Annotated in this window: 27 protein-coding genes; 15 read left to right on the top strand and 12 right to left on the bottom strand. The window is 71.3% G+C overall.

Annotation, left to right across the window (positions count from 1 at the left end; genetic code table 11):
* Window positions 1-33: 33 nt before the first annotated feature.
* On the bottom strand, window positions 34-813 hold the full coding sequence (locus H5965_RS04855) for a SigB/SigF/SigG family RNA polymerase sigma factor (protein WP_310968085.1): 780 nt from the start codon (window positions 811-813) through the stop codon (window positions 34-36).
* Entirely contained in the window at window positions 810-1226 is a 417-nt protein-coding gene (locus tag H5965_RS04850) for an anti-sigma factor (protein WP_310968084.1), read from the bottom strand. The genes H5965_RS04855 and H5965_RS04850 overlap by 4 nt, the downstream gene beginning before the upstream one ends.
* A 163-nt stretch (window positions 1227-1389) precedes the next feature.
* On the opposite strand from H5965_RS04850, the gene H5965_RS04845 reads away from it, so the two are divergent.
* From H5965_RS04845 to H5965_RS04835, 3 genes are all read left to right on the top strand, one after another.
* Complete coding sequence (locus tag H5965_RS04845; RefSeq protein ID WP_310968083.1) at window positions 1390-1698, top strand: WhiB family transcriptional regulator; 309 nt, start codon at window positions 1390-1392, stop codon at window positions 1696-1698.
* 218 nt (window positions 1699-1916) lie between these two features.
* Window positions 1917-2270 carry an STAS domain-containing protein gene (locus H5965_RS04840; protein ID WP_003078104.1) on the top strand — a complete coding sequence of 118 codons (354 nt, stop codon included), beginning with the start codon at window positions 1917-1919 and terminating at the stop codon, window positions 2268-2270.
* Between the two features lie 153 nt (window positions 2271-2423).
* The gene (locus H5965_RS04835; protein ID WP_310968499.1) at window positions 2424-3212 is read left to right on the top strand and encodes a metal-dependent hydrolase; all 789 of its coding nucleotides are present in this window, start codon (window positions 2424-2426) and stop codon (window positions 3210-3212) included.
* Here H5965_RS04835 and H5965_RS04830 read toward each other — a convergent pair.
* Window positions 3175-3948 (bottom strand): nuclear transport factor 2 family protein, encoded by a 774-nt coding sequence (locus H5965_RS04830; protein ID WP_310968082.1) that lies wholly within the window; start codon window positions 3946-3948, stop codon window positions 3175-3177. The two genes, H5965_RS04835 and H5965_RS04830, sit on opposite strands and share 38 nt — an antisense overlap.
* 96 nt (window positions 3949-4044) lie before the next feature.
* Here H5965_RS04830 and H5965_RS04825 point away from each other — a divergent pair, with 96 nt between their 5' ends.
* The 3 genes from H5965_RS04825 (at window position 4045) to H5965_RS04815 (ending at window position 5503) form a co-directional block, all read left to right on the top strand.
* Window positions 4045-4590, top strand: coding sequence for a TetR/AcrR family transcriptional regulator (locus tag H5965_RS04825; protein WP_310968081.1), 546 nt, complete (start codon window positions 4045-4047; stop codon window positions 4588-4590).
* 92 nt (window positions 4591-4682) lie between these two features.
* Window positions 4683-5003: a hypothetical protein gene (locus tag H5965_RS04820; protein ID WP_310968080.1), complete on the top strand. Its 321-nt coding sequence runs from the start codon at window positions 4683-4685 to the stop codon at window positions 5001-5003.
* A gap of 38 nt (window positions 5004-5041) precedes the next feature.
* Window positions 5042-5503 (top strand): hypothetical protein, encoded by a 462-nt coding sequence (locus H5965_RS04815; protein WP_310968079.1) that lies wholly within the window; start codon window positions 5042-5044, stop codon window positions 5501-5503.
* Here the strand turns inward: H5965_RS04815 and H5965_RS04810 are convergent.
* Together H5965_RS04810 and H5965_RS04805 are read right to left on the bottom strand one after the other, a co-directional pair.
* Window positions 5500-7137, bottom strand: a complete 1638-nt coding sequence (locus tag H5965_RS04810; RefSeq protein WP_310968078.1) for an ABC transporter permease — start codon at window positions 7135-7137, stop codon at window positions 5500-5502. The genes H5965_RS04815 and H5965_RS04810 overlap by 4 nt on opposite strands.
* Window positions 7134-8030: an ABC transporter ATP-binding protein gene (locus H5965_RS04805; protein ID WP_310968077.1), complete on the bottom strand. Its 897-nt coding sequence runs from the start codon at window positions 8028-8030 to the stop codon at window positions 7134-7136. Before H5965_RS04805 ends, H5965_RS04810 begins: the two co-directional genes overlap by 4 nt.
* A 93-nt stretch (window positions 8031-8123) precedes the next feature.
* Between H5965_RS04805 and H5965_RS04800 the strand changes: the two genes are divergently transcribed.
* From H5965_RS04800 to H5965_RS04785, 4 genes are all read left to right on the top strand, one after another.
* Complete coding sequence (locus H5965_RS04800; protein ID WP_310968076.1) at window positions 8124-8612, top strand: MarR family transcriptional regulator; 489 nt, start codon at window positions 8124-8126, stop codon at window positions 8610-8612.
* Between the two features lie 70 nt (window positions 8613-8682).
* Window positions 8683-9348 carry an SGNH/GDSL hydrolase family protein gene (locus tag H5965_RS04795; RefSeq protein WP_310968075.1) on the top strand — a complete coding sequence of 222 codons (666 nt, stop codon included), beginning with the start codon at window positions 8683-8685 and terminating at the stop codon, window positions 9346-9348.
* A 419-nt stretch (window positions 9349-9767) separates the two neighbouring features.
* Window positions 9768-10373 (top strand): RNA polymerase sigma factor, encoded by a 606-nt coding sequence (locus H5965_RS04790; protein ID WP_086843814.1) that lies wholly within the window; start codon window positions 9768-9770, stop codon window positions 10371-10373.
* Window positions 10370-10849: a carboxypeptidase regulatory-like domain-containing protein gene (locus H5965_RS04785; RefSeq protein ID WP_310968074.1), complete on the top strand. Its 480-nt coding sequence runs from the start codon at window positions 10370-10372 to the stop codon at window positions 10847-10849. The genes H5965_RS04790 and H5965_RS04785 overlap by 4 nt, the downstream gene beginning before the upstream one ends.
* Here the strand turns inward: H5965_RS04785 and H5965_RS04780 are convergent.
* On the bottom strand, window positions 10846-11610 hold the full coding sequence (locus tag H5965_RS04780; protein ID WP_310968073.1) for a polysaccharide deacetylase family protein: 765 nt from the start codon (window positions 11608-11610) through the stop codon (window positions 10846-10848). The genes H5965_RS04785 and H5965_RS04780 overlap by 4 nt on opposite strands.
* A gap of 108 nt (window positions 11611-11718) precedes the next feature.
* A complete protein-coding gene (locus H5965_RS04775; protein ID WP_310968072.1) occupies window positions 11719-12168 on the bottom strand; it encodes an SRPBCC family protein in 450 nt (149 codons plus the stop codon).
* Between the two features lie 69 nt (window positions 12169-12237).
* Here H5965_RS04775 and H5965_RS04770 point away from each other — a divergent pair, with 69 nt between their 5' ends.
* Both H5965_RS04770 and H5965_RS04765 read left to right on the top strand, forming a co-directional pair.
* Entirely contained in the window at window positions 12238-14205 is a 1968-nt protein-coding gene (locus H5965_RS04770; protein ID WP_310968071.1) for an FUSC family protein, read from the top strand.
* Between the two features lie 23 nt (window positions 14206-14228).
* Window positions 14229-14435: an antitoxin gene (locus H5965_RS04765; RefSeq protein ID WP_310968070.1), complete on the top strand. Its 207-nt coding sequence runs from the start codon at window positions 14229-14231 to the stop codon at window positions 14433-14435.
* Here H5965_RS04765 and H5965_RS04760 read toward each other — a convergent pair whose 3' ends face one another.
* The 3 genes from H5965_RS04760 to H5965_RS04750 all read right to left on the bottom strand — a co-directional run bounded on the left by H5965_RS04760 (window position 14436) and on the right by H5965_RS04750 (window position 18055).
* A complete protein-coding gene (locus H5965_RS04760) occupies window positions 14436-15389 on the bottom strand; it encodes a prephenate dehydrogenase (RefSeq protein WP_310968498.1) in 954 nt (317 codons plus the stop codon). It lies immediately after the preceding gene.
* A gap of 111 nt (window positions 15390-15500) precedes the next feature.
* The gene (locus H5965_RS04755) at window positions 15501-17513 is read right to left on the bottom strand and encodes an NADPH-dependent 2,4-dienoyl-CoA reductase (RefSeq protein ID WP_310968069.1); all 2013 of its coding nucleotides are present in this window, start codon (window positions 17511-17513) and stop codon (window positions 15501-15503) included.
* A complete protein-coding gene (locus H5965_RS04750) occupies window positions 17510-18055 on the bottom strand; it encodes a PadR family transcriptional regulator (RefSeq protein ID WP_310968068.1) in 546 nt (181 codons plus the stop codon). The genes H5965_RS04755 and H5965_RS04750 overlap by 4 nt, the downstream gene beginning before the upstream one ends.
* Before the next feature lie 112 nt (window positions 18056-18167).
* On the opposite strand from H5965_RS04750, the gene H5965_RS04745 reads away from it, so the two are divergent.
* Window positions 18168-19097 carry a patatin family protein gene (locus H5965_RS04745; RefSeq protein WP_310968067.1) on the top strand — a complete coding sequence of 310 codons (930 nt, stop codon included), beginning with the start codon at window positions 18168-18170 and terminating at the stop codon, window positions 19095-19097.
* Here the strand turns inward: H5965_RS04745 and H5965_RS04740 are convergent.
* Together H5965_RS04740 and H5965_RS04735 are read right to left on the bottom strand one after the other, a co-directional pair.
* Entirely contained in the window at window positions 19094-19936 is an 843-nt protein-coding gene (locus H5965_RS04740; protein WP_310968066.1) for an SAM-dependent methyltransferase, read from the bottom strand. The two genes, H5965_RS04745 and H5965_RS04740, sit on opposite strands and share 4 nt — an antisense overlap.
* Window positions 19933-20382 carry a transcriptional regulator, SarA/Rot family gene (locus tag H5965_RS04735; protein ID WP_310968065.1) on the bottom strand — a complete coding sequence of 150 codons (450 nt, stop codon included), beginning with the start codon at window positions 20380-20382 and terminating at the stop codon, window positions 19933-19935. Before H5965_RS04735 ends, H5965_RS04740 begins: the two co-directional genes overlap by 4 nt.
* A 153-nt stretch (window positions 20383-20535) precedes the next feature.
* Between H5965_RS04735 and H5965_RS04730 the strand changes: the two genes are divergently transcribed.
* Entirely contained in the window at window positions 20536-21498 is a 963-nt protein-coding gene (locus H5965_RS04730; RefSeq protein ID WP_310968064.1) for an alpha/beta hydrolase, read from the top strand.
* A 147-nt stretch (window positions 21499-21645) separates the two neighbouring features.
* Window positions 21646-22854, top strand: coding sequence for an alpha/beta hydrolase-fold protein (locus H5965_RS04725; protein ID WP_310968063.1), 1209 nt, complete (start codon window positions 21646-21648; stop codon window positions 22852-22854).
* The last annotated feature ends 7 nt before the right edge of the window (window positions 22855-22861 follow it).

Below are 22861 nucleotides of genomic sequence, written 5' to 3'. Positions count from 1 at the left end.
GCCCGCCAAGTACCCAAGTGGCGGATGGGCTAATCAGGTGCCGTCGGCCAGCTCGGATTCGTCCAGGCCGGACCGCAGTTTCTTCAGCGTCGCGGCCAGCAGCCGCGACACCTGCATCTGGGACACCCCGACGCGGCGGGCGATGTCCGACTGGCTCATCCCCGAGCCGAACCGCAGCGCGACGATCTTGCGCTCCCGCTCCGGCAGGCTCTCCAGCATCGGGCGCAGCGCCTCGCGCAGCTCGGCCTGGCCGAGCTCGGCGTCCGGCGCCCCGAAGCGCGTGTGCGCCGCGTTCTCCAGCAGGTGGTCCAGCGACGCGCCGTAGCGGCCCTGACCGGCGCGTAGCCCCTCGTAGACGTCCTCGATGGGCACCCCGAGCCGCCCGGCGATCTCACTCGGCTTCGGCGCGCGCGAGAGCTGCACGGTGAGCTCCTCGCGCGCGGCGGAGATGTTCGCGTTCAGCTCCTTGAGCCGTCGCGGCACCCGCACCGACCAGCTGTTGTCCCGGAAGTGGTGCCGCAGTTCCCCGGAGATCGTGGGCACGGCGAACGCCAGGAAGTCCGTTCCCTGCTCGGGGTCGAACCGGTCGACGGCGTGGATCAGCCCGACCGTGGCGATCTGGACCAGGTCCTCCATCGCCTCGTCCCGGTTGCGGAACTTCCGGGCCAGGTTCCGCGCCAGCTCCAGGTGCGCGCGCACGAGGGTGTCGCGGATGCGCTCGCGCTCCGGCGAGCCCGCCGCCGCGGCGGCGAGTCGGCGGAACAGCGTGCCGACGTCGAGGTCGCCCTCGCTGCTCCCGGCGGGATCGCTCACGAGTCCGCCGCCTGGCTCTCCCGGACGAGGTCCACTCGCGACAGGTAGCGGCCGTTCTCCGGCGTGATCGTGCGCTCGGCCGACGTCGCGAGCGCCGTCAGCAGCTGCCACGACAGGCCGGCGTCGTCCTCGTGGTCGGCGCTGTCGGCCAGCACCGACACCGAGACCTCGATGCGCGGCCCGTTCCAGGAGAAGACGCAGGTCAGCCGGCCGTCCGAACTGGCGGGGAGCAGCAGCGAGCACGCCTCGTCCACCGCCATCCGGAGGTCCTCGACGGCGTCGAGGTCGAAGTCCTGGCGCATCGCGATGTCGGCCACGATGGTCCGCAGCGTGGGCACGACGTGCGGGATCGCGGCCGTCCGCACCTCGATGACCTGCGCGCCTTCCGGGACGAGCGGGGCGTTGTCCTCCACGTTTGTTCCTTTCTCCGCACTCGCGCTGCCGGGGATCGGCGGTCTCTGCCACGCCCGGTCAGCGAGATGCCCGTGGGGTGAGCAAACCAAACCCGGGTTTGATCCGCTCCACCGGCGGGCATGTAGCGGTCGACATGCTGATCCTGGGAAAGGCGGGGACGACATGGCTGACGTGAGCCGGCTGCCCAACGTGGTTGCTGAAGAGTGGGAATGGCAGCTGCGCGGCTCGTGCCGGGGTGCGGACAGCAGCCTGTTCTTCCACACGGACAACGAGCGGGGTTCGGCGCGGGAGCGGCGCGAGTCGCGCGCCAAGGCCATCTGCCAGACCTGCCCGGTTCTGGCCCAGTGCCGCACGCACGCGATGACCGTACAGGAGCCGTACGGCATCTGGGGCGGCCTCGGCGAGATCGAGCGGCGGCAGCTGTTCCTGCGCCAGCGCAGGGCGGCGCGGAAGGCCGTCAGTGCGCACTGAGCAGAGCGCTGAGCAGGCAGGATTTGATCGCCGGTGAGCAGTACACGCGAAAGGGCGGCGGCCGTGGCGGGTGCGGTCGCTTCCTGGGTTAGGGTTGGCCCCGGAGTTGCCTTGACCGTGCCAGGCGCGAGCTTTGGAAAGGCACGGTGACACGGTTGCCGCTTGAGACAACAGGCGCGTACCCGGCGCAGGAGCAGCGCCTGACGAGGAGAAACTGCATGCCCGCAGCCGACCAGAACGCCACCCCGCCCGGGTTCGGCATCACGCTGGACACCGACGCGACGGAACCCCGGGTGGTGGTCACCGGCGAGCTCGACCTGCTGACCAGCCCGCAGCTGCAAGAGGCCCTGGCGGGGCTGATCGCGGACAAGCGCGCGCAGCGGGTCGTGGCCGATCTGACCGGGGTGACCTTCTTCGATTCCTCCGCGCTGAACGTGGTGCTCCGCGCACAACGCCAGGCCGGCGAGCAGGACGTCGAACTCGCGGTCGTCCCGAGCCCCGCGGTGAGCCGCGTGATCGAGCTCACCGGCGTGGCCGAACACCTGAGCGTGTCGGAAGACCCCCAAGCCTGACCGCCCGCTACGGTTTCGCGGACTGAGGCTTATTCGGGCTAGACCGCCGCACCCCCCACGGGGAACTGCAGTTCACTGCAGAAGTCATGCGGCGGGCGACGGCTGAATAAGGCTCACCGATTTTTTCCGCGTGGACCTGGGGGCGGCACGATGATGGGGCGGACGCACGCCCTGACCGGCTGGTGCGCGGGCTTGGCCCTGGCGCCCGCGGTGGGGGCGGGTTCGGTGCACCAGGCGGTCGTCTTCGCGGCGACCACGGCGGGGTTCGCCCTGCTGCCCGACCTCGACCACCCCGGAGCGAGCGCGTCCCGCCTCCTCGGCTGGCTGACGGGCGCGTTGTCCTGGGTGCTGCGCCGCGTCTCGGCGGGCTTCTACGCGCTGACGAAGGGCCCGCGGGACGAGAAGGTCTCGGGCAAGCACCGCCACCTGTCCCACACGGTCCTGTTCGCGGCCGGTCTCGGCCTGCTGACGTCGTGGGGCACGACGGAAGGCGGCCCGTGGGCGGTCGTCGGCGTGGTCGTCTTCGGCCTGATGCTGGCCGAAGGCGCCCTGGGCGACTGGCTGCTCCCGGTGAGCGGCGCGGCGGTGGCGTGGTGGTTCTTCACGGCCCCACCCGATCGGGCGGGTGAACTCGAGTCCATTTCGGGCTGGCTCGGGATCGCGGTGGCGGCCGGCTGCCTGACCCACTGCCTGGGTGACGCGCTGACCGAAGCCGGGTGCCCGTTCCTGTTCCCGATCCCCATCGCGGGCGAGACGTGGTACGAGATCCGGCCACCCCGGGTGTTGCGCTTCCGGACCGGCAAGAAGGTCGAGAAGCGGCTGATTTTCCCGGTGTTCGCGCTGCTCGGGGTGCTGCTGGTGCCGGGCGTGTGGGAGCACACGGTGAGCACGTTCGAGCGGCTGTTCATCCCGCCGACGAGCCAGCGGGCGACCACGCCTTGAGCCGTTCCGCCGCGGCGGCGGTGTCGGTGTAGTCGCGGGAGCGGGCGATCCGCCCGTCCCGGACGGTGAGGACCATGACGTAGGAGACGGCGAAGGCCGTACCGCGGACCTCCTGGTGCAGGTCGAACTCGGCGATCAGGGTGCCGGGGTCGTTCGTCTCGTGGACCACGACGTTCTCGGCCTTGGTGATCCGCCGTGACTCGGCGGCGGCGCGAAAGCGGCGGCGCAGCTCTTCGCGGCCCTCGGTCACGCGAGGCACGCCCGGGAGGGTGAACGGCATCTCGAGGACGACGTCTTCGGCGTACAGGTCGGCGAGGTCGTCCCAGCGGTTCTCCACCGAGGCGGCGAGGAACCGGTCGAACACCGCCCGCGTGAGCTTCGAAGCGGCCGAAACGTTCGGGTAGTCGCGGTAGGAGGTGATTTCGCCGTCCGAGACCGTCACGATCCCGACCGAGGACGGGAGCTCCACACCCGGGCCCGAGACGACCACCTCCACCACGAACCCCGACTCCGAGAGGGTCGTCGTGACCCGCGCTCCCGTCAGGCCCGCCGCCCGGGCCCGGGTGCCGCCGTCGGTCAACGTCGACACCACGGCCTCGCGTCCTTCGATCCGCTGTCCCAGGAACGGCACCTCGAACACCGCATCGGCGGCGATCAGGGACGCGAACGGGGAGGCGTCGAAGGTGGCCATCCCCTCGCGGACCAGGTCGGCGATTTCGGGCGTGGTCTGCGGCATCGGAATTCTCCTGCCAAACTGGGCGTTGAATCGGAACGGTGGGCCCGCTTAGGACGATACGGAGCGATCGTTCCGGTTGTCAACGAGGAGAACGTGATGGAGAAGATGCGCGCCGACGCCCGGCGCAACCGGGCCAAGGTGCTGGCCGCCGCCGAGGAGGCCTTCGCCCTGGACGGCCTGGCCGTGCCGCTCGACGACATCGCGCGGCTCGCGGGGGTCGGGGCCGGCACCGTCTACCGGCACTTCCCCAGCAAGGAAGCCCTGTTCCAGGCCGTCGTCCTCGAACGGATCCAGCAGTTCGCCGAGGAGGCCCGCGCGCTCGCCGGCGCCGAGGAGCCCGGCGAGGTCTTCGTCGACTACTTCGTCCGGGTGATCAAGCAGGCGTCCCTCAACCGGGCCATCTGCGACGCCCTGGCCGAGTCCAGCGGCCACGCCTTCAAGGCCGGCGCGGGCGAGGAGTTCCGCGCCGCGCTGGCCGAGCTGCTCGCCCGAGCGCAGGCGAGCGGCACCATCCGCCCCGACATCGACGGCGACGACCTGCGGGCACTCATCGTCGGCTGCCTCGCCGTCGAGCGGTACGCCCCGGGCAGTGCGCACCTGGTCCGGGTGGTGATCGACGGCCTGCGGACCCGCGCAGGCTGAGAAATCTCCGGGGTGCGCATCGGGTAACACGACGTAAGATCAACGCGAGTTAGTCCTCGTACCTGCGCTGCGCGTGGCGAGGGGGTGCCCGGATGAACGGCCGACCTACCTGGGGCTCCGCCGCGGTCACGGGGCTCGCCGGGTTCGCCACCGGCCTGCTGGTCGCCGCGCTGCTCATCGCCGGGCGGAGCACGCCTCGCACCGTCGACACCATCACGCCGCCGACCAGGACGGTTGCCGCGGTTCCCGTCACCGTCACCACCTCCGCGACGCCGTCCACGGTCACGTCCGTGGAGACGTCCCCGCCGACGACGACCACCAGCTTCGTCGAGGTCACCGTCGAGCCGACGACCTCGGTCACGCCCACTTCGCAGACCCCCGCGTTGCCGTTCACCAGCGGATGGCGCGACTGACGGTGCAACCCGGCGGCCGCCGGTCCCGTCTGGTCGGCATGCGCTACGCACTGGGGTTCGCAATGCTCCTGACGGCGGGTTGTGCCGGGCCGGAGCTCGCCTGCACCGCCATCGGCGTCCCGATCGGCATCAGCCTGTCCATTCCGGCCCCGAACGGCATCTCGAAAGCCACACTCGAAGCCTGCTGGCGCGGCCAGTGCCTGACGCGCGACGTCGGCCTCTACCCCGAGACGTCGGCGGGCGCGACGACCTGCACCGGCACCGGCCCGGACAGCTCGTGCGGCACGTCGATGGTCCCGACCGGCGGGCTTCACGGCTTCGCGGACTTCCCCGGCCTGCCCGCCGAACCGGTCCGGGTCACCGTCCGGTTCGACGACGGGAAACCGCACACGATCGACGTGACGCCGGCCTTCGCCGAGGCGAACGGGCCCGGCTGCGGGAAGGGCGGCCCGCAGGCGCAGCTCGTGGCCGGTCCCGACCACGAGCTGCGGGTGCGTTAGCCGACGTCCCGGCGCTTCCAGCCGGCCAGCCCGGCGACCAGGGCGACGACGGCCACCGCCGCCAGCCACACCAGCGGCGTCGCGGTGAACTCCTGACCCGGGATCTTCGGCGGGTGCTGGAACGGCGAGACGTCCAGCACCACCTGCGGCAGGTTGACGATCGGGCCGAACAGGCTCAGCAGCAGCGCCAGCGCCCCGACCGCCCACGCCGCCGCGGAGAAGCCCGGCAGCAGCCCGAAGATCGCCATCGCCAGCGCGACCACCACCCAGGCCGCGGGCAGCTGGACGAGCATCCCGGACAGGGTGTCCGCGAGCGAGCCGCCGACGTCGCCGGTGCGCAGCCCGTTCGCCAGGCCCATGAAGACCCCGCCGGACAGCAGCAGCGCGGCCGTGCCGAAGAACGCGAACACCAAGTGGCCGGCCGCCCAGCGCAGCTTCCCGACGCTGGTGGCCAGCACCGGCTCGAGCCGGATCGCGGTCTCCTCGCCGCGCATCCGCAGCACCGCCTGGACGCCGTACAGCGACGCCACCATCGCGAACATCCCGGCCATCGCGGCCAGGAACGCCTGCGTCAGCGCGTGGCTGCCGCCGAGCCGCTCGAAGATCTGCTGGGCCTGCGGGCTCGAGCCGACCAGGTCGCCGATGCCGCTGGCGATCGAGCCGAACACCGCGCCGACCACGGCCGTGCCGATGAGCCAGCCCAGCAGCGGTCCCCGGTGCAGCCGCCAGGCGAGGGCGAGCGGGGACCGCAGGCTCGCCGCGGCGCGGGCCGGGCCCGGGCGGGGCGGCAGGATGCCGACGCCGACGTCGCGGCGGGGCAGCAGCCAGTAGCCGGCCGCGCCGACGGCCAGCGCGAACCCCAGCGGCAGCAGGAGCACCCACCAGCGTTCCCCGGCGAAGGCCCGGACCTGCTGCACCCAGCCGATCGGCGACAGCCAGGACAGCCAGCGGGCGTCCACAGTGGAATCCCCGGCGCCGCGGAGCAGGAACGCGGCGCCGACCACGGCGGTCCCGATGCCGTTCGCCGTCCGGGAGTACTCGGCCAGCTGGACGGCGACCGCCGCGACGGCCGTGAACACCAGCCCGGCCAGGGCTTCCGCCGCGCCGAAGGCGAGCGAACCGGCCGCGGGCAGACCGGCACCGATCAGGGTGACCGCCTGGATCACCCCGGTCAGCACGCTCGCGCCGCCGGCCACCAGCAGGGCCGCCGTCAGCGCCGCGTACCGGCCGACCACCGCGGACGCGAGCAGTTCCGCGCGCCCGGTGTCCTCCTCGGCGCGGGTGTGCCGGGTGACCGTGAAGACGGCCATCAGCCCGGTGAGCAGCGCCAGGAACCCGCACATGCGCCAGGCGATGAACCCGCCGGCCGTGGTGAGGTCGAACGGCGGGCCGTAGAGCAGCGCGTAGGACGGGTTGGCGTTCGCCCCCGCCTGCAGGGCGAGCCGGTCGGCGACGGTCGGGTAGAACTGCGTGAACGTGTTGACCGTGCTCGCCGGGACGACGCTGAGCAGCACGATCCAGATCGGCAGGACCACGCGGTCGCGGCGCAGCGCGAGCCGGGTGAGGTGCCCGGTGCCGGCCAGTTCGTGCGCGGGCGCCACCGCGGCTTCGGTGCGGGCGAGCGTCGCGGTCATTTCGCGCTCGCTTCGGTCGTGTAGTGGCGCAGGAACAGCTCCTCCAGCGTCGGCGGCTGGCTGACCAGGCTCCGGACGCCGACCTCGGTCAGCTGCCGGAGGGCTTCGTCGAGCGAGCGCGTCTCGACGTCGAAGCGGACGCGGTTGCCCTCGACCTTGAGGTCGTGGATGTTGGCCAGCTCGGTGAGCCCGTTCGGCGGCCCGGCGAGCTCGGCGGTGATCGACGTCCGGGTCAGGTGCCGCAGTTCGGCGAGCGTGCCCGACTCGACCGTGCGGCCGTTGCGGATGATGCTGACCTTGTCGCACAGCGCCTCGACCTCGGCGAGGATGTGGCTGGAGAGCAGCACGGTCCGGCCCTGCTCGCGCTCCTCCTGGATGGCGTACTGGAAGGTCGCCTCCATCAGCGGGTCGAGACCGGACGTCGGCTCGTCGAGGATCAGCAGGTCCACGCGGGAGGCGAGGGCGGCGACGATGGCGACCTTCTGCCGGTTGCCCTTCGAGTACGTCCGCCCCTTCTTCTTCGGGTCGAGGTCGAAGCGCTCGATGAGGTCGGCGCGGCGTTTCTCGTCCAAGCCGCCGCGCAGGCGCCCGAGCAGGTCGATCACCTCGCCGCCGGAGAGGTTGGGCCAGAGGTTGACGTCGCCGGGCACGTAGGCCAGGCGGCGGTGCAGGCTCGCGGCGTCCTTCCAGGGGTCGCCGCCGAGCAGCCGGACGTCCCCCGAGTCCGCGTGGAGCAGGCCGAGCAGCACCCGGACGGTGGTCGACTTCCCCGCGCCGTTGGGGCCGAGGAAGCCGTGCACCTCCCCAGCGGGTACCTGCAGGTCCAGGCCGTCGAGGGCCTTGGTCCGGCCGAACGACTTGTGCAGGCCGGTGACCGAAATGGCGTTTTCCATGCTTCGGAAGCTACACTTGCTTCATGAAGTTGTGAAGTTAAGAAAATGTCTAGATCGAGTGATCATGGGGGACGGGTACGGAAGGATGGGCCGATGACGACGCCTGAAGTGCAGCGAGATGAAGACGCCGTCCGCCGGTACGTCGAGAGCCTCGGGCTCGTGCTGTCGCAGATCGGGATGCAACGCATGCCGGCGCGGGTGTTCGCCGCGCTGATGACCACCGACGAGGGCCGGCTGACCGCCGCCGACCTGGCCGCCCAGCTGTCGGTCAGCCCGGCCGCCGTGTCCGGCGCGGTCCGCTACCTCGAGCAGATCGGCCTGGTCGCCAAGGAGCGCGAGCCCGGCGAGCGCCGCGACCACTACCGCCTCTACGACGACCTCTGGTACGCCACGTTCATGAAGCGCGACCGCATGATCATCATGTGGCGCGACGCCGCCGAGAACGGCATCGACGCCCTCGGCGAGGACACCCCGTCGGGCAAGCGGCTCGCCGAGATGCGGGACTTCCTGTCGTTCATGCTCGAAGAGCTCAACAACATGTACGAGCGCTGGCACAAGATGCGCGAGGAGAAGAACGCCTAACCGCGCCGGGTCACCACGCACCGGGCTGATCAGGCAGAAGGTTTCGATCGCGCACGGCTAGCTTCAAAGAATGGTGCTGCTCGCTCAGGCTCTGTACGTCAAGCGCAAGACCCCGCGGCTCCCCGGCGCGGCGGGGCCGGCGGAGGGGCTCGTCCCAGGTGACGGCGAGCCCTTCCGGCTCGCCGTGCTCGGCGAGTCCACGGTGGACGGTGTCGGCGCGGCGGACCACGGGGAAGCGCTCACCGGCTGCCTCGCCCGCGAGCTGGCCCGCGACGGCCGGGCGGTGCGCTGGCAGGCGGTCGGCCGGACCGGCGCCAACGCCCGGGTGGTCCGCGCCGAGCTCGTCCCGCTGGTCCGCCCGGCCGACCTGGTCGTGATCGCCCTCGGCGTCAACGACACCATCGAGCTCCGGACGGCTCCCGCCTACCGCCGTGACCTCCTGCGCCTGGTGCTCGACCTGCGCGGGCGGCTGGGCCCGGTCGACGTCCTGCTGGCCGGCGTACCGCCGATGTCCCGCTTCCCGGCCCTGCCCCGACCGCTGCGTGACGTCCTTTCGGCTCGTTCGACCGCGTTGGACAAGGCCGCCGCGACGCTCGGGAGGGTCCCCGGCGTCCGGCACCTGCCGATGGATCCCGCGTTGCTGGACCCGGCCGCCTTCGCGAGCGACCGGTTCCACCCGGGCCCGGCCGGCTACGCCCGCTGGGCCGGGACGCTGGCACACGCTGTGATCAGTTAGCAGCTCTGCGTCGATCTTCAAAAAAAGTTGCCGATTCGGGTATCTGGCGGCGCCCTCACTGCGTCCTGTGGAGCAGCCAAGCACGGAGGAACACGACAGGGGGTGTCGCGTTCGCAGTGATCGCGGTGGCCGGGAGCCGAGGGGGCTGCCGGACACCGTCGGCCGGGTGCCCTTCGGGGGAGGGGACATCCGGCGGGGGCCCGTTGGGGAGCGGGTCCTTGAGGGAGGGGAGTACCGGCCGGTGCGGGTCCACGCGCGCCGGCCGGTACCTCACGGATTTGACATTGACCGGTAGTGCACGACCGACGAAGTAAGTGACCTTGATGTATCCGAGATCCACCTGCACGCTCCTTCCCCCCGAAGGACCCGCGATACTGCCAACGCCGACTCGAAGACTCTTCCGAAGAGGGGCAGATACGGTGACCGACGTGCAAACCACAGAGGTAGATCCGCCGTGGGAGGGCCTGACCGGCGCCGAGCTGCACGCTGCGTGCATGCAGGCCGCCAGAGACGGTGACCGCCGGGCGATGGCCCGCCTCGTCGAAGAGCTGACCCCGCTCGTCTGGCACGTCGCCCGGGCCAACGGGCTCGACCGCGCGGTCGCCGAGGACGTCGTCCAGACCGTCTGGCTCGCGCTGTTCAGCCAGCTCGGCAAGCTCCGCGACCCCAAGGCCCTCGCCGCCTGGCTGATCACCACCACCCGCCGTGAGGCCACCCACCCGTTCGGCCGCCGCATGCAGCCGGTGCCGCTGAGCGACGAGGTGGCCGAGGCGATGCCGAGCACCCAACCGGCACCCGAGGACGAAGCCGTCCGCGCCGACCGCGACCGCCGGGTCTGGCGCGCCTTCGTCCGGCTGCCCCAACGCTGTCAGGAACTGCTCCGGCTGACCGTGCTCGCGGGTCGGGCGGAGTACCAGCTCGTCGCCGAGGCGCTGCGCATGCCGCGCGGCAGTGTCGGACCGACCAGGGGTCGCTGCCTCGACCAGATGCGCGATCTCCTCGCCAGTGAAGGGGGAAGCCGATGAACGACCTCGGGGCGCCGGGGGGCCAAGCCTCCTTCGGTGACGACGTGCTGCTGGCCGACATCGGCCGTTTCCTCGACGAGCTGGACCCGCCACCGGGAGACCTGGTGCAGCGGGTCCAATTCGCGCTCGCCCTGGAGGACCTCGACGTCGAGGTCGCCCGCTGGGAACGGCTGGACAACCTGGCCGGCGTCCGCGGCGGCGGCACCGGCACGATCACGTTCACCGTCAGCGATCTGACGGTGATGATCAACCTGACCAAGATCGGCAAGCTGCACCGCATCGACGGCTGGCTGGTACCCGCCGGCCAGTACGGCGTCGAGGTGCGGGTGGCCGAGCACGGGACGTCGTCGACCACGGCGGACGAGGGCGGCCGGTTCGTGCTCGACAACGTGCCGCGCGGGACGACGCAGATCCTCGTGCACCTGGGTGACGTGTCGTGCCGGCGGACGGTCGTGACGCCGACGGTGGTGCTTTAGCCGAGGAAGTCGGCCAGGGGGACGGGCGTCAGTCCGTCCTTCTCGGCCCGCTCGACGAACGCCGTGTAGTCCTCGGCGAACGTCTTCCGGAAGTGCATCAGCACGATGTCACCCGGCTTGAGCTTGTCGCCGGACTGGAACTGGACGACGCCGTCGTTGACCGCGGCCGTCCACAGCACCGAGGCGCGCATGCCGCAGGCGGCCGCCGCTTTCAGGGTGTTCTGGTCGTAGTTGCCGAACGGCGGGCGGAACAGCGACGGGCGGATGCCGAGGCTCTTCTGGAAGTCGTCGGCGTCGTCGCAGATCTCCTTGCGCTGGAACTCGTACGGCTTGCCCTTGAGGTTCGGGTGGTCGACCGTGTGGTCGCCGAGCGTCGCGCCGGTGGCGTCCAGGATCTGCTTGAAGTAGGCCTCGTGGCCCTTCACGTACTTCTGGTTCAGGAACAGCACCGGGTGCGTGCCGTTCTCCTGCATCAGCTTCAGCGCGCCGGGGTCCTGCACAGCGCCGTCGTCCATGGTGAGGAACACGTACGGCTTGTCGGTGGTGATCCGGCGGATGACCGGTACTTGACCGTTCTCGATCGGGGGCGCCTTCTGCTGGACCGTGCCGAACGGGTAGGGACCGGACGTCTGCACGTCGGGGGCGGCCTGGGGTGCCGGGTTCGGCTGGCTCGTGCCGAACTCGCGCTCGTCCGGCTCGTGCGTCGAACAGGCAGTGAGCGCCAACGCGACCACGGCCAAGCCCGCCACCACTCGCTTCATCCCGCGCCCCCTCTCTCACGGGTGATCAAAAAGACCACCCGAAAGAGTGACGTCGAGGGGGTGGGTGAAGTTGCGCCGGATGATCTTCTGTGGTGTGGCGCACCCAGGTCAGCGCCCGGTTTCGGCCGCCTTGACCAGCTTCGCCGAGAACAGCCGGATCACCGCCCGGAGCGTCGCGGCCAGCGCCGGACCGCTCCCGCGCACCGGCTCGGTGAACGAGCCCGTCCACCGCAGGTGCGTCCCGCCGCCGGGGGCCGGCGTGAAGAGCACTTCGGCGCGGTAGTCCTTGAGCGGCTTGCCCGCGGCGAAGCCGTAGACGTGCTTGCGGCCGGGCTCGTACTCGAGGGTCTCCTCGCGGATCAGCACCGGCCACAGTCCGACTTCACGGACCGCGCCGACGCCCTCCGGCTCTTCGGTGCCCGGCCGTGCCCAGCGGGCCTGGACGATCAGTGGCTTTCCCCACTCCGCCCACCGTGGGCCGTCCGCTTCGAGCGCGAACAGCGCCTCCGGCGGCGCGGTGCTCGTGCGGTTGACCTCGTACGAGTACCTGCGGCCCACCGGAACCTCCCGAGTTGTTGACAGGTTGATAATTAATCCGTCTCCGGGAGCGTAGGTCAAGATGAGGGGGTGAGCACGCCGCGCCCCGACCTCGCCGCGCCGCACTGGCTGGTCCAGCTCCTGCGCAGCACCCCGGTGCCGGTGCCGTGGAACATGGTCGCCCGGGCCGTGGTCGCGCTGGCCGTGCCGCTCGCGATCGCCTACGCGGCGGGGGACATCGCCGTCGGCGCGCTCGTCTCGACCGGTGCCCTGCCCGCCGTGCTGTCCGAATCGGCCGGGCCCTACCGCTACCGCGCCCGCCGCCTCGGCGGGGCGACGCTCGCCGCGACCGCCGGTTACCTCGCCGGCCTGCTCACCGGCGGCACACCGGCGCTGTCGGTGCCCACGGTGATCCTGGTCGCCGCGGTGTCCGCGGTGATCAGCGCGGCCGGCAGCAACGCCTCGGTGGCCGGGCTGCAGATGCTCGTCTTCTGCGTGCTCGCCACCGGGCAGCACGCGACCGGCGTCCGCGTCGAGATCCTCTTCGGCTGCTTCTGCCTCGGCGCGGCCTGGAGCTTCCTGGTCGCGCTCGTCACCTGGACGGTCCGCGCGACCAGCCCCGAACGCACCGCCGTCGCGCACGTCTACGTCGAGCTGGCCGCGATGTTGTCGGCGAGCGACGAAGCCGTCTCGCGGGTGGCCCGCCACCGGCTGACCACGGCGATGAACACCGCCTACGACCAGCTGCTGACCGCGCGGTCCTGGTTGTCCGGCCGCGATGCCGCCTACCGCCACTTGCTCAACCTGCTGTCGGCGACGACGCCCGCCGTCGAGGCCTCGGTGGCGATGGTCAACGCCGGCCGCCGCCCGGCGAGCGAGGTCATCGACCACTTCGTCGCGCTGTCCGCGGCGGTGCTCGCCGGCCAGCCGCTGCCGCCTCCGCCCCTCGCGCCGCCCGGCGACCCGGACCCGGTCCTCGCCGCGCTCTACGCGGGCCTGGTCCGGATCGGCAAGGGTGACGACCGCAAGCGCCGCGAGCCGACGCCGTGGTACCGCCGCCTGCGCGAGTGGGCGGCCTCGCTCGCGTCCGGCCCGCTGACCTGGATCGCCGCGCTGCGGCTGACGCTGTGCGTCGCGATCGCCGAGGTCGTCGGCCTGCTCGTGCCGCTGGAGCGGTCGTACTGGATCACGCTGACGGTCGGGATCGTGCTCAAGCCCGACTTCGGATCCGTCTTCGGCCGCGCGGTGCTGCGCGGGATCGGCACGGTCATCGGCGTCGGGATCGGCGCCGCGGTGCTCGGCCTCGGCGCGAGCGGCTGGGTCCTGGTCGTGCTCAGCGCGGTCTTCGCCGGCGGCATCGCGATCGGGAAGGTGCGCAACTACGGCATCCAGAGCGCCTTCGTGACGCCGTTGATCATCCTGCAGATGGGCTTGGCGCACACCGGGAACTGGAGCGTGGTGCTGGCGCGGCTGGTCGACACCGTGCTCGGCTGCGTGATCGTGCTCGTCTTCGGCTACCTGCTGTGGCCGGGCAGCCGGCGCCCGCGGGTGGGCGGGCGGCTGGCCGACGGCCTCGACGCGGTCGCGAAGTACGTCGCGCACGCGCTGGTCGAGGCGTCGTCGGGAGAGGCGCGGCTGGCCCGGTCGCGGGCGCGGCGCGGGGCCTACCGCGCCCTGGCCGACCTGCGGACGGCGTTCCAGCAGGCCGTCGTCGAACCGTCCGCGCACGGTCGTCAGGCGGTGGCGTGGTGGCCGGTGATCGCCGCGCAGGAGCGCGTCGCGGACGCCGTCACCGAGGTCGGCGTGACGATCGGGCGGGGCGTGCCGCCGCCGGCCCCGGCCGACGTCGAGCTGCTGACGGCCGCGCTGGGGGAACTCGCCTTGGCCGTCCGGGAGCAGCGGGAACCGCGGTCGGTGCCGGTGCCGGACGCGCCGCAGCTGTCCGGGGTGGTCGACCAGCTGGAGTCGGCGTTCGACGCCGTCCGCGGTCCCGACCTGGCCGAACGCACGCCGCCGGGCCCGCTCCGGCGGTTCCTGCCCTACCCCAGGCGTTCGTGACGTTCGTGCGGTTCAATGCACCCATGGGAATCGACTTCGAAGCGTTGAAGGGCAAGGCCGAAGAGGCCCTGCGCGAGCACAACGACAAGATCGAGGAGGGCCTCGACAAGGCCGCCGGCTTCGCGAAGTCGAAGTTCGGCCACGACAGCCAGATCGACACCGGTGTCGAGAAGGCGAAGGACTTCCTCAACAAGTTCGACGACACGCCGGACACCCCGCCGGCGCAGTAGCTACTGGACCTCGCCGGTCGCGATCCCGTCCGAGAGGCCGGTGATCCGGCCGCCGCGTTCCCCGAGGGCGATCAGGCCTTGCCGCGCGTCCGGCGCGGCCAGGCTGATCCGGACCCCGGCCCGTTCGACGTCCAGGCTGGCGGCCAGCGCTTGCGCGCCTTCGTACCCCGCGTTGATCGTGGCCGCGAGCCCGCCGGTCGACGCGAGCGAGCCGCGGGCGGCGCCGAGCCGGCCGAGCGCTTCGTCGACGATCGGCAGCAGCGCGTCCCGGTTGCCTTCGGTCATCGCGCGGACGAGCTGCGGGTTCGACCCGGCGACGCGCGTGCCGTCGCGGTAGGACCCGGCGGCGAGCGACATCGCCAGCGGGCCGCCCTCGGCGCCGATGGTGGCCAGGATGGCCGCCAGCAGGTGCGGCAGGTGCGAAATCCGGGCGACGGCCTCGTCGTGCGACTCCGCCGGCAGCGGGACGACGTGCGCCCCGACGTCCAGCACGAGCTTCGCCACCTCGGCCCAGGCTTCGAGGTCGGTGTCCTCTTCGACGGCGACCACCCACGCGGCGCCCTGGAACAGCGCGGCGTCCCCGGCCAGCCAGCCGGAGTTCGACGTCCCGGCCATCGGGTGCCCGCCGACGTACCGCGTGTAGGGCACGCGACGGCGGACCGCGTCCAGGACCGGCGCTTTCACGCTGGTCACGTCGGTGAGCAGGCAGTGCGACGCGTGCTGGTTGACCAGCCGCAGCAGGTCTTCGACGGCCGGCAGCGGCACGGCGAGCACGACCATCGCGTCCTCGGCCGCGGCCCGGTGCAGGGCCGCTTCGACGTCGGTCGTGACGTCGAAGCCCGCTCTGCTCGCCGCATCGGCGTCCACTTCGGAAACCGCGGCACCCCACGCCGTGCGGCCGCTGGCGGCCGCCGCGCGCAACAGTGATCCGCCGATCAGCCCGAGCCCGATCACGCATACGTCTCGCACGGGCCCATCCTGCCAGTAACAACCGGGGCTCCGCCCCGAGCCGGGGGCTCCGCCACCCGGACCCCCGAAAAGAAGGTGTGCCGGACGCTCTACGGGCTACAGCGCGGCGGCGAGCCGCGTCCCCTGGTCGATCGCGCGTTTCGCGTCGAGTTCCGCGGCGACGTCGGCCCCGCCGATGAGGTGCACCGGCAGCCCGGCCGCCCGCAGGTCGTCGGCGAGGTCGCGCACCGGCTCCTGGCCCGCGCAGACGACCACCGTGTCGACGTCGAGCACTCGCGGCTCGCCGTCGACGGTGATGTGCAGGCCGTCGTCGTCGATGCGCTCGTACGTGACGCCGGGCAGCTGCTCGACGCGCTTGGCCTTGAGCGCCGCCCGGTGGACCCAGCCGGACGTCTTGCCGAGCCCCGCACCGATGCCGGACTTCTTGCGCTGCAACAGGAACACCTGCCGCGGCGACGGCTCGGGCTTCGGCGTGCCGAGGCCGCCCGCCGCCTGTTCCGGGTCGGTGACCCCCCATTCGGCCATCCAGGCGGCCCGATCCAGCGCCGGCGACGCCGTGTGCGTGAGGAACTCGCTGACGTCGACGCCGATGCCGCCGGCCCCGATCACCGCGACCCGCGCGCCGACCGGCTTGCCGTGCTTGACGACGTCGACGTAGGACAGCACCTTCGGGTGGTCGATCCCGGCCAGCGACGGCACGCGCGGCGCGACCCCGGTGGCCAGCACGACCTCGTCGAAGCCGGTGAGGTCGCTCGCTTTCGCGCGGGTGCCGAGGTGCAGCTTCACCCCGGTCACTTCCAGTCGCCGCTGGTAGTAGCGGATGGTCTCGGCGAACTCCTCCTTGCCGGGGATCTTCCGGGCGATGCCGAACTGGCCGCCGATTTCGTCGTCGGCTTCGAAGAGTTCGACGCGGTGCCCGCGTTCGGCCAGCGCGGTCGCGGCCGAGAGGCCCGCCGGGCCCGCGCCCACGACCGCGACGTGCTTCGACCGCCGCGTCGGCGACAGCGTCAACGTCGTCTCGTGGCCCGCGCGCGGATTCACCATGCAGGACACCAGCTTGCGTTTGAAAGCGTGGTCGAGGCAGGCCTGGTTGCACGCGATGCAGGTGTTGATCTCGTCCTCGCGGCCGCTCTCGGCCTTCCGGATCCACTCGGGATCGGCGAGGAACGGCCGGGCCATCGACACGAGGTCGGCGTCGCCGCTGCTCAGCGCTTCCTCGGCGACCTGCGGCATGTTGATCCGGTTCGAGGTGACGACCGGGATGCCGACGTGCGGCTTGAGCTTCCCGGTCACCCAGGTGAAGGCGGCGCGCGGCACCGACGTCACGATCGTCGGCACCCGGGCTTCGTGCCAGCCGATGCCGGTGTTGATGATCGTCGCGCCGGCCGCCTCGACGTCCTGGGCGAGCGCGACGACGTCCTCCCAGCGCTGGCCGCCCGGCACGAGGTCGAGCATCGAAAGCCGGTAGACGATGATGAAGTCGTCGCCGGCCTTTTCCCTGGTGCGCTTGACGATCTCGACGGCGAACCGGCGGCGCTTCTCGGGCGTGCCGCCCCAGGCGTCGGTGCGTTTGTTGGTGCGCTCGGCCAGGAACTGGTTGATCAGGTAACCCTCGGAGCCCATGATCTCGACGCCGTCGTAACCCGCTTCGCGCGCGAGAGCGGCGCAGTTCGCGAAGGCTTCGATCTGTTTGCGGACGCCGTGTTTCGTGAGGGCGCGCGGCCGGAACGGGTTGATCGGCGCCTTGATGCTCGACGCCGACACGCTCAGCGGGTGGTAGGCGTACCGGCCCGCGTGCAGGATCTGCAGCGCGATCTTGCCGCCGGCCTCGTGCACCGGCGCGGTGAGCTGCCGGTGCTGCCGCGCCTCGGCGGACGTCGTCAGCTTGGACGCGAGCGGCAGCAGCCAGCCGGTGCGGTTCGGCGCGAACCCGCCGGTGACGATCAGGCCGACGCCGCCGCGGGCGCGTTCGGCGTAGTACTCGGCCAGCGCGGGGAAGTGCGAAGCCTTGTCCTCGAGGCCGGTGTGCATCGACCCCATCAGGACGCGGTTGCGCAGCGTCGTGAAGCCGAGGTCCAACGGCGACAGCAGGTTCGGGTACGGGCTCATCGGGCGTCCTTGGGGTGGTGGAGGGCGGCGAGTACTTCGTCGAACCACTCGACCTGGCCCTCTTCGACGCGGATGCCGCCGCGCAGGACCAGGTACTGGTGCAGGTGCCGGCCGGTCAGCGCGGCCGGCGCGGGGAAGTCGCGCTTCTCGATCTGGCGGTAGACGTCGAGGCGTTCGGCGTGCTTCGCGCGGTGGCGGACGATCTCCTCGGCCACCTTCGCCGGATCGCCGAAGGTCGCGCCGCGGATCTTCACGGCCAGCTCGACCGGCCCCGCGGCCGGATCGGGCTCGGCCAGCCAGCGGACGAGCTCGGCGCGCCCGCTGTCGCTGACCGTGTAGACCTTCTTGTCCGGCCGCCCCGACTGCGCGACGACGTCGACGGCCACCCAGCCGGCCTCTTCCATCCGCTTCAGCACGCGGTAGATCTGCTGGTGGGTGGCGCTCCAGAAGAGCCCGATCGACTTCTCGAAGCGGCGCGTGAGCTCGTAGCCCGAACCGGCGCGCTCGGACAGCGAGACGAGGATCGCGTGCTCCAGTGCCATGGTTGGAGGGTGCTATGCAACGAGTTGCAGTGCAACGAGGCGCGCATCACTTCACCCCCCTGGGTGGGATAAAACGGGTCGACTAATGCCCGCAAAAGACCACGATGGAAGGGTGCACCCGGTACTCGAACTGATCTCCGAACGGATGGCGGCGGGCAGTGTCCCGGGCGAGCGCACCGACGGCCGGCGTCTCGCGCTCGCCATCGAGGGCGGCAGCAGCCGCGGCACCTACTCCAGCGGCATGGTCCTGGCCTTGGACGAACTCGGCGTGACGCCCGCGTTCGACGCCGTCTACGGCTCGTCGGCCGGCGCGTTGAACGGTGCCTGGCTGCTCTGCGGCCGCTCCTCGACCGGCGTCCGGACCTGGTGGAACCCGGTCGTCATGCGCCGGATCATCAACCCGCTGCACACCCTGCGCGGCCGCGCGGTGATCGACCTCGAATACCTCGTCCACCAGGTCTATTCGGTGCTGGAACCGATGGACTTCCCAGCCATCCTGGCCAACCCGGTCACCTTCCACCCGCTGGCCACCGACGCCGACACGGGGGAGTCGACCGACCTGCACCCCTTTCTCGACGACGTCGACGCGATCAAGATCGCGCTCGCCGCGTCGTCGTGCATGCCGGTGCTGGCCGGACCCCCGATCCCCCTATCCGGCCGCCGGTTCGTCGACGCCGGCGTGGCCGAGCCCATCCCGTACCGCACCGCATTGCTGCAGAACGCCACGGACGTCCTCGTGCTGCGCACCCGCCGCGCCGACGAACTGCCGGTCCGGCCACCGCGGATGCACGACGTCGTCGTCCCGCGATTCCTGCGCCGCCAAGCCCCCGGCGCCATCCCGGCCTGGCAGGACACCTACCGGCGAGACGTCGAAGACGAGGAAACCCTGGCGTCGGACCCGCGAATCCTCAGCATCCGGCCGCCGGTGGGTGCGCCGGACGTGGCGGTGCTGGAACGCGACCCGGAAGTGCTGCGCAAAGCCGTCGAACTCGGCAAAAGCGCCGTCCTCGACGTGCTCGAAGAGGTGCGCGAAGCCTCTTAGGGCTTGCGCGCGACGCCGCCGATCACCCGCGACTCGGACGGCGAACCGGCGAACACGGTGTGCTCGTCGGGGTGCCACGCCGGCGCGTAGACGAGCCCCGGTTCGAGCATCGGCCAGCCGCCGAAGAAGCGTTCGAACTCGGCCATCGTCCGCAGGAAACCCGGGTTGGTCGTGGTCTCGTAGTACTCGAGCAGGTCGAGCAGGGCCTGCCGCTCGTCCTCGTTCACCGGGTTCTCGTTGGTCATCTGCGACAGCACCAGCAGCGAACCGGGGGCGAGCCGGGAGCGGTAGAACTCCAGCAGCTGATCCGGGTTCTGCTCGTCCTTGATGAAGTGCATGACCGCGTTGATCACCAGGGCGACCGGCTGCCGCGGGTCGATGATCTCCGAGGCCTTCACCCGCTCCCAGAGGTCGTCCGGCTGCAGGAAGTCCGCGGCGATGGCGTGGTGGCGCTCGGGGTCGGCGGTGTCGGCGAGCAGCAGCGTCGAGTGGGCCAGCGCGATGGGCTCGTTGTCGATGTAGAGCACCCGCGTGTCCAGCTCGGGACGGGCGTCGTCGGCGACTTCGTGCACGTTGCCCGCTGTCGGCAGCCCGGAGCCGACGTCGACGAACTGCCGGATGCCTTCGCGGACGCACTGGCGGACCGCGCGGCCGAGGAACTGCCGGCTCGTCAGGCAGTACTCGCCCATGAGCGGCAGCCGGGCGCGGACCTTCTCGGCGAAGTCGCGATCGATCGCGTAGTGCGTGTTCCCGCCGATGAAGTAGTCGTAGATCCGCGCGGCCGAGGGCCGGTCGAGGCTGCTTTCGACGGCCTTCAGCGCGTCGTCGTGGTTGATCATGCCGGTGCCAGAGCCTCCCGATAAGCGTTCACCGACTCTGTCAGGCGGTCCAGCTCGGCCCGCATCCGGGCCACCCCGGCGTCGTCCAGGCTCATCGCCGCGCCGATCACGTCGGGAATGCCCTGCGCCTTGTCGCGCAACGCCTTTCCGGCGTCGCTCAGGCTGACGCGGACCGAGCGCTCATCGTCGGCCTGCCGGTTCCGGACCACCAGGCCCGCCGTCTGCAACCGCTTGAGCAAGGGGGACAGCGTGCCCGAGTCGAGGTTCAGCTCCGCGCCGAGCTCCTTGACCAGCCGGTGGTCCCGCTCCCAGAGCGCCAGCATGACCAGGTACTGGGGGTAGGTCAGATCGAGGTCCTCCAGGACGACCCGGTACAGCGACGTCACCGCGCGCGACGCCGCGTACAGCCCGAAGCAGAGCTGGTCGTCCAGCCGCAGCGATGCCATGGCGTCCTCCTCTCTCGTAACTCTCCATGCTCCACGACTTCGCGGAGACCGGCAACTTAAGTGCGCTGCATCTCATTGGACCACAATTAGTTGTGCGCAACTGAGTTGCGAGCTACCTTCGTGACATCAGCTTCCACCCCCGAGGAGGACGACATGACCGCCAACCCGCACAACCTGGCCCTCGAACCGGCCGCGCAGGCGTTCGCGGAGGCCACCGACCAGCCGCCGTACCTGTTCCAGCTGCCGCCGGAGGAGGGGCGCAAGGCCGTCGACGGCGTCCAGGACGGCGAGGTCGCCATGCCCGCCGCCGAGATCGAGGTGCTGGCCGTCCCGGGCGGCCCGAACGGCGACGTCGAGACGCGGATCGTCCGCCCGGCCGGCGTTTCCGGTCCCCTCCCGGTGATCGTCTACATCCACGGCGCCGGCTGGGTGTTCGGCGACTTCCACACCCACGAGCGGCTGGTCCGCGAACTGGCGGCCGGGGTCGGCGCCGCCGTCGTCTTCCCCGAGTACAGCCGGTCGCCCGAGGCGCGCTACCCGGTCGCCATCGAGGAGAACTACGCCGTGGCGAAGTGGGTCGCCCAGCACGGCGCCGAGAAGGGCCTCGACACCTCGCGCATCGCGATCGCCGGCGACTCCGTGGGCGGGAACATGACCGCGGCGCTGACGCTGCTGGCCAAGCAGCGCGGCGACGTCACCTTCAAGCAGCAGGTGCTCTTCTACCCGGTCACCGACGCTTCCTTCGACACCGAGTCGTACCACCGGTTCGCCGAGGGCTACTTCCTCGGCCGCGAAGGCATGAAGTGGTTCTGGGACCAGTACACGACGGACCCCGCCCAGCGCGCGGAGATCACGGCGTCGCCGCTGCGCGCGTCGCTCGACGAGCTCGCCGGGCTGCCGCCGGCCCTGGTGATCACCGGCGAAGCCGACGTGCTTCGCGACGAAGGTGAGGCGTACGCGGCGAAGCTGCGTCAGGCCGGTGTCCCGGTCACCGCCGTCCGGTACCAGGGGATCATCCACGACTTCGTCATGGTGAACGCGCTGCGCGAGACACACGCCGCCGAGGCCGCGATCACCCAGGCCGTCACGGTGCTGACGCGCGCTCTGGCGAAGTAGTTGAGAAAACGCTGAGAGCGCCGCACGTTGCGGACCTATGAGCCAACTCACAGGTCCGCAACGTGCAAGCCGGGTCAAACGTGATATATACGCGAGTCCCGGGGGGTCCGGGTGCGCATCCGCTGCCCGCCCGGAAGGACCGTCCCCATGCACCTCAGCAGCATCCGGCTCGATTCGCCGATCACGATGGTCATCGTGGTCGTCGTGACGCTGCTGGCGATCATCGCGATCCCGTTGTTCTGGGAGCGGTGGAAGCGCAAGCTGCTGTGGCGCACCGTCACCATCCTCTGCGCGGTCGTCTCGATCGTCGTCACCACCGGCCTGGCCGGCAACCTGATCGGCGGGTTCTTCCCGACGCTCGGTTCGCTGCTCGGCACCGGCGTCTACGCGGCCGACAGCATCGACGCGGAGACGAGCGCGAACGGGGAGAACCTCGACCTCGTCCGGGACGTCGGCGCGGCGCACGCCAAGGACGGCAAGGGAACCGTCGTCCACATGAAGGTGACCGGCCGGCGCACCAAGCTCACCCGGGACGTGACGGTTTACCTGCCGCCGCAGTACTTCGACCCGGCCTACAAGAGCCTCAAGTTCCCGGCCGTCGAGTGGATCCCGAACTACCCGTCCGGGCCCGAGGTCGTCACCGACGGGTACAAGCTCCCGGAACAGCTCGACGCGGCGATCGCCAGGCGCGCGCTGCCCCCGGTCGTGGTGATCATGCCGGACCCGACGGGCGTCCCGAAGATCGGCCACGACACCGAGTGCGTCGACGAGGTCAACGGCACCGCGAACGACACGTACCTGACGGCGGACCTGCGGGAGTGGGCCCTGCACAAGCTGGGCGTCGCGGCGGACCGGAAGGCCTGGACCTTCGCCGGCTGGTCGTCCGGCGGCTATTGTGCGATGAACCTGGTGACCCGCCACCCGCAGTGGTACGGCCAGGCGGTGAGCGTCAGCGGCTACGACCGCGCGCAGATGGACGCCGAGACGGAGAACCTCTACAAGGGCCGTCAGGACGTCGACGACGCCAACAACGTCGGCATCACGGTCCGCCTCCACCCGTCCCCGGTGGACATCCTGGCCATCTGGGGCGAGAAGGAGAAGTTCGAGGGCGCGGCGGCCGGGCTGATCCAGGCCGGCGTCCGCCCGCCGGTCCGCTTCCAGTCGTGGCAGGTGCCGGACGCGGGCCACAACATGAACACCTTCAAGTCCCAGATCCCCGACATCCTCACCTGGATCGGCGCCCACACGACCCCGCCCGCTCCGGCGGGCCGGCCGGTCCAGACCCTCGGCGGGGTGCAGCCGTGGCCGCTGCCGCGCTCCGGCGCGCCCGGCGCACTGGCGGACGTCGAGCAGTGAGCCGGGC

This window comes from Amycolatopsis sp. 505 (genome assembly GCF_031625235.1).
Taxonomy (GTDB): domain Bacteria; phylum Actinomycetota; class Actinomycetes; order Mycobacteriales; family Pseudonocardiaceae; genus Amycolatopsis.
Note: the sequence above shows the minus strand (reverse complement) of the source record. Positions and strands in the feature narration are given on the sequence as shown.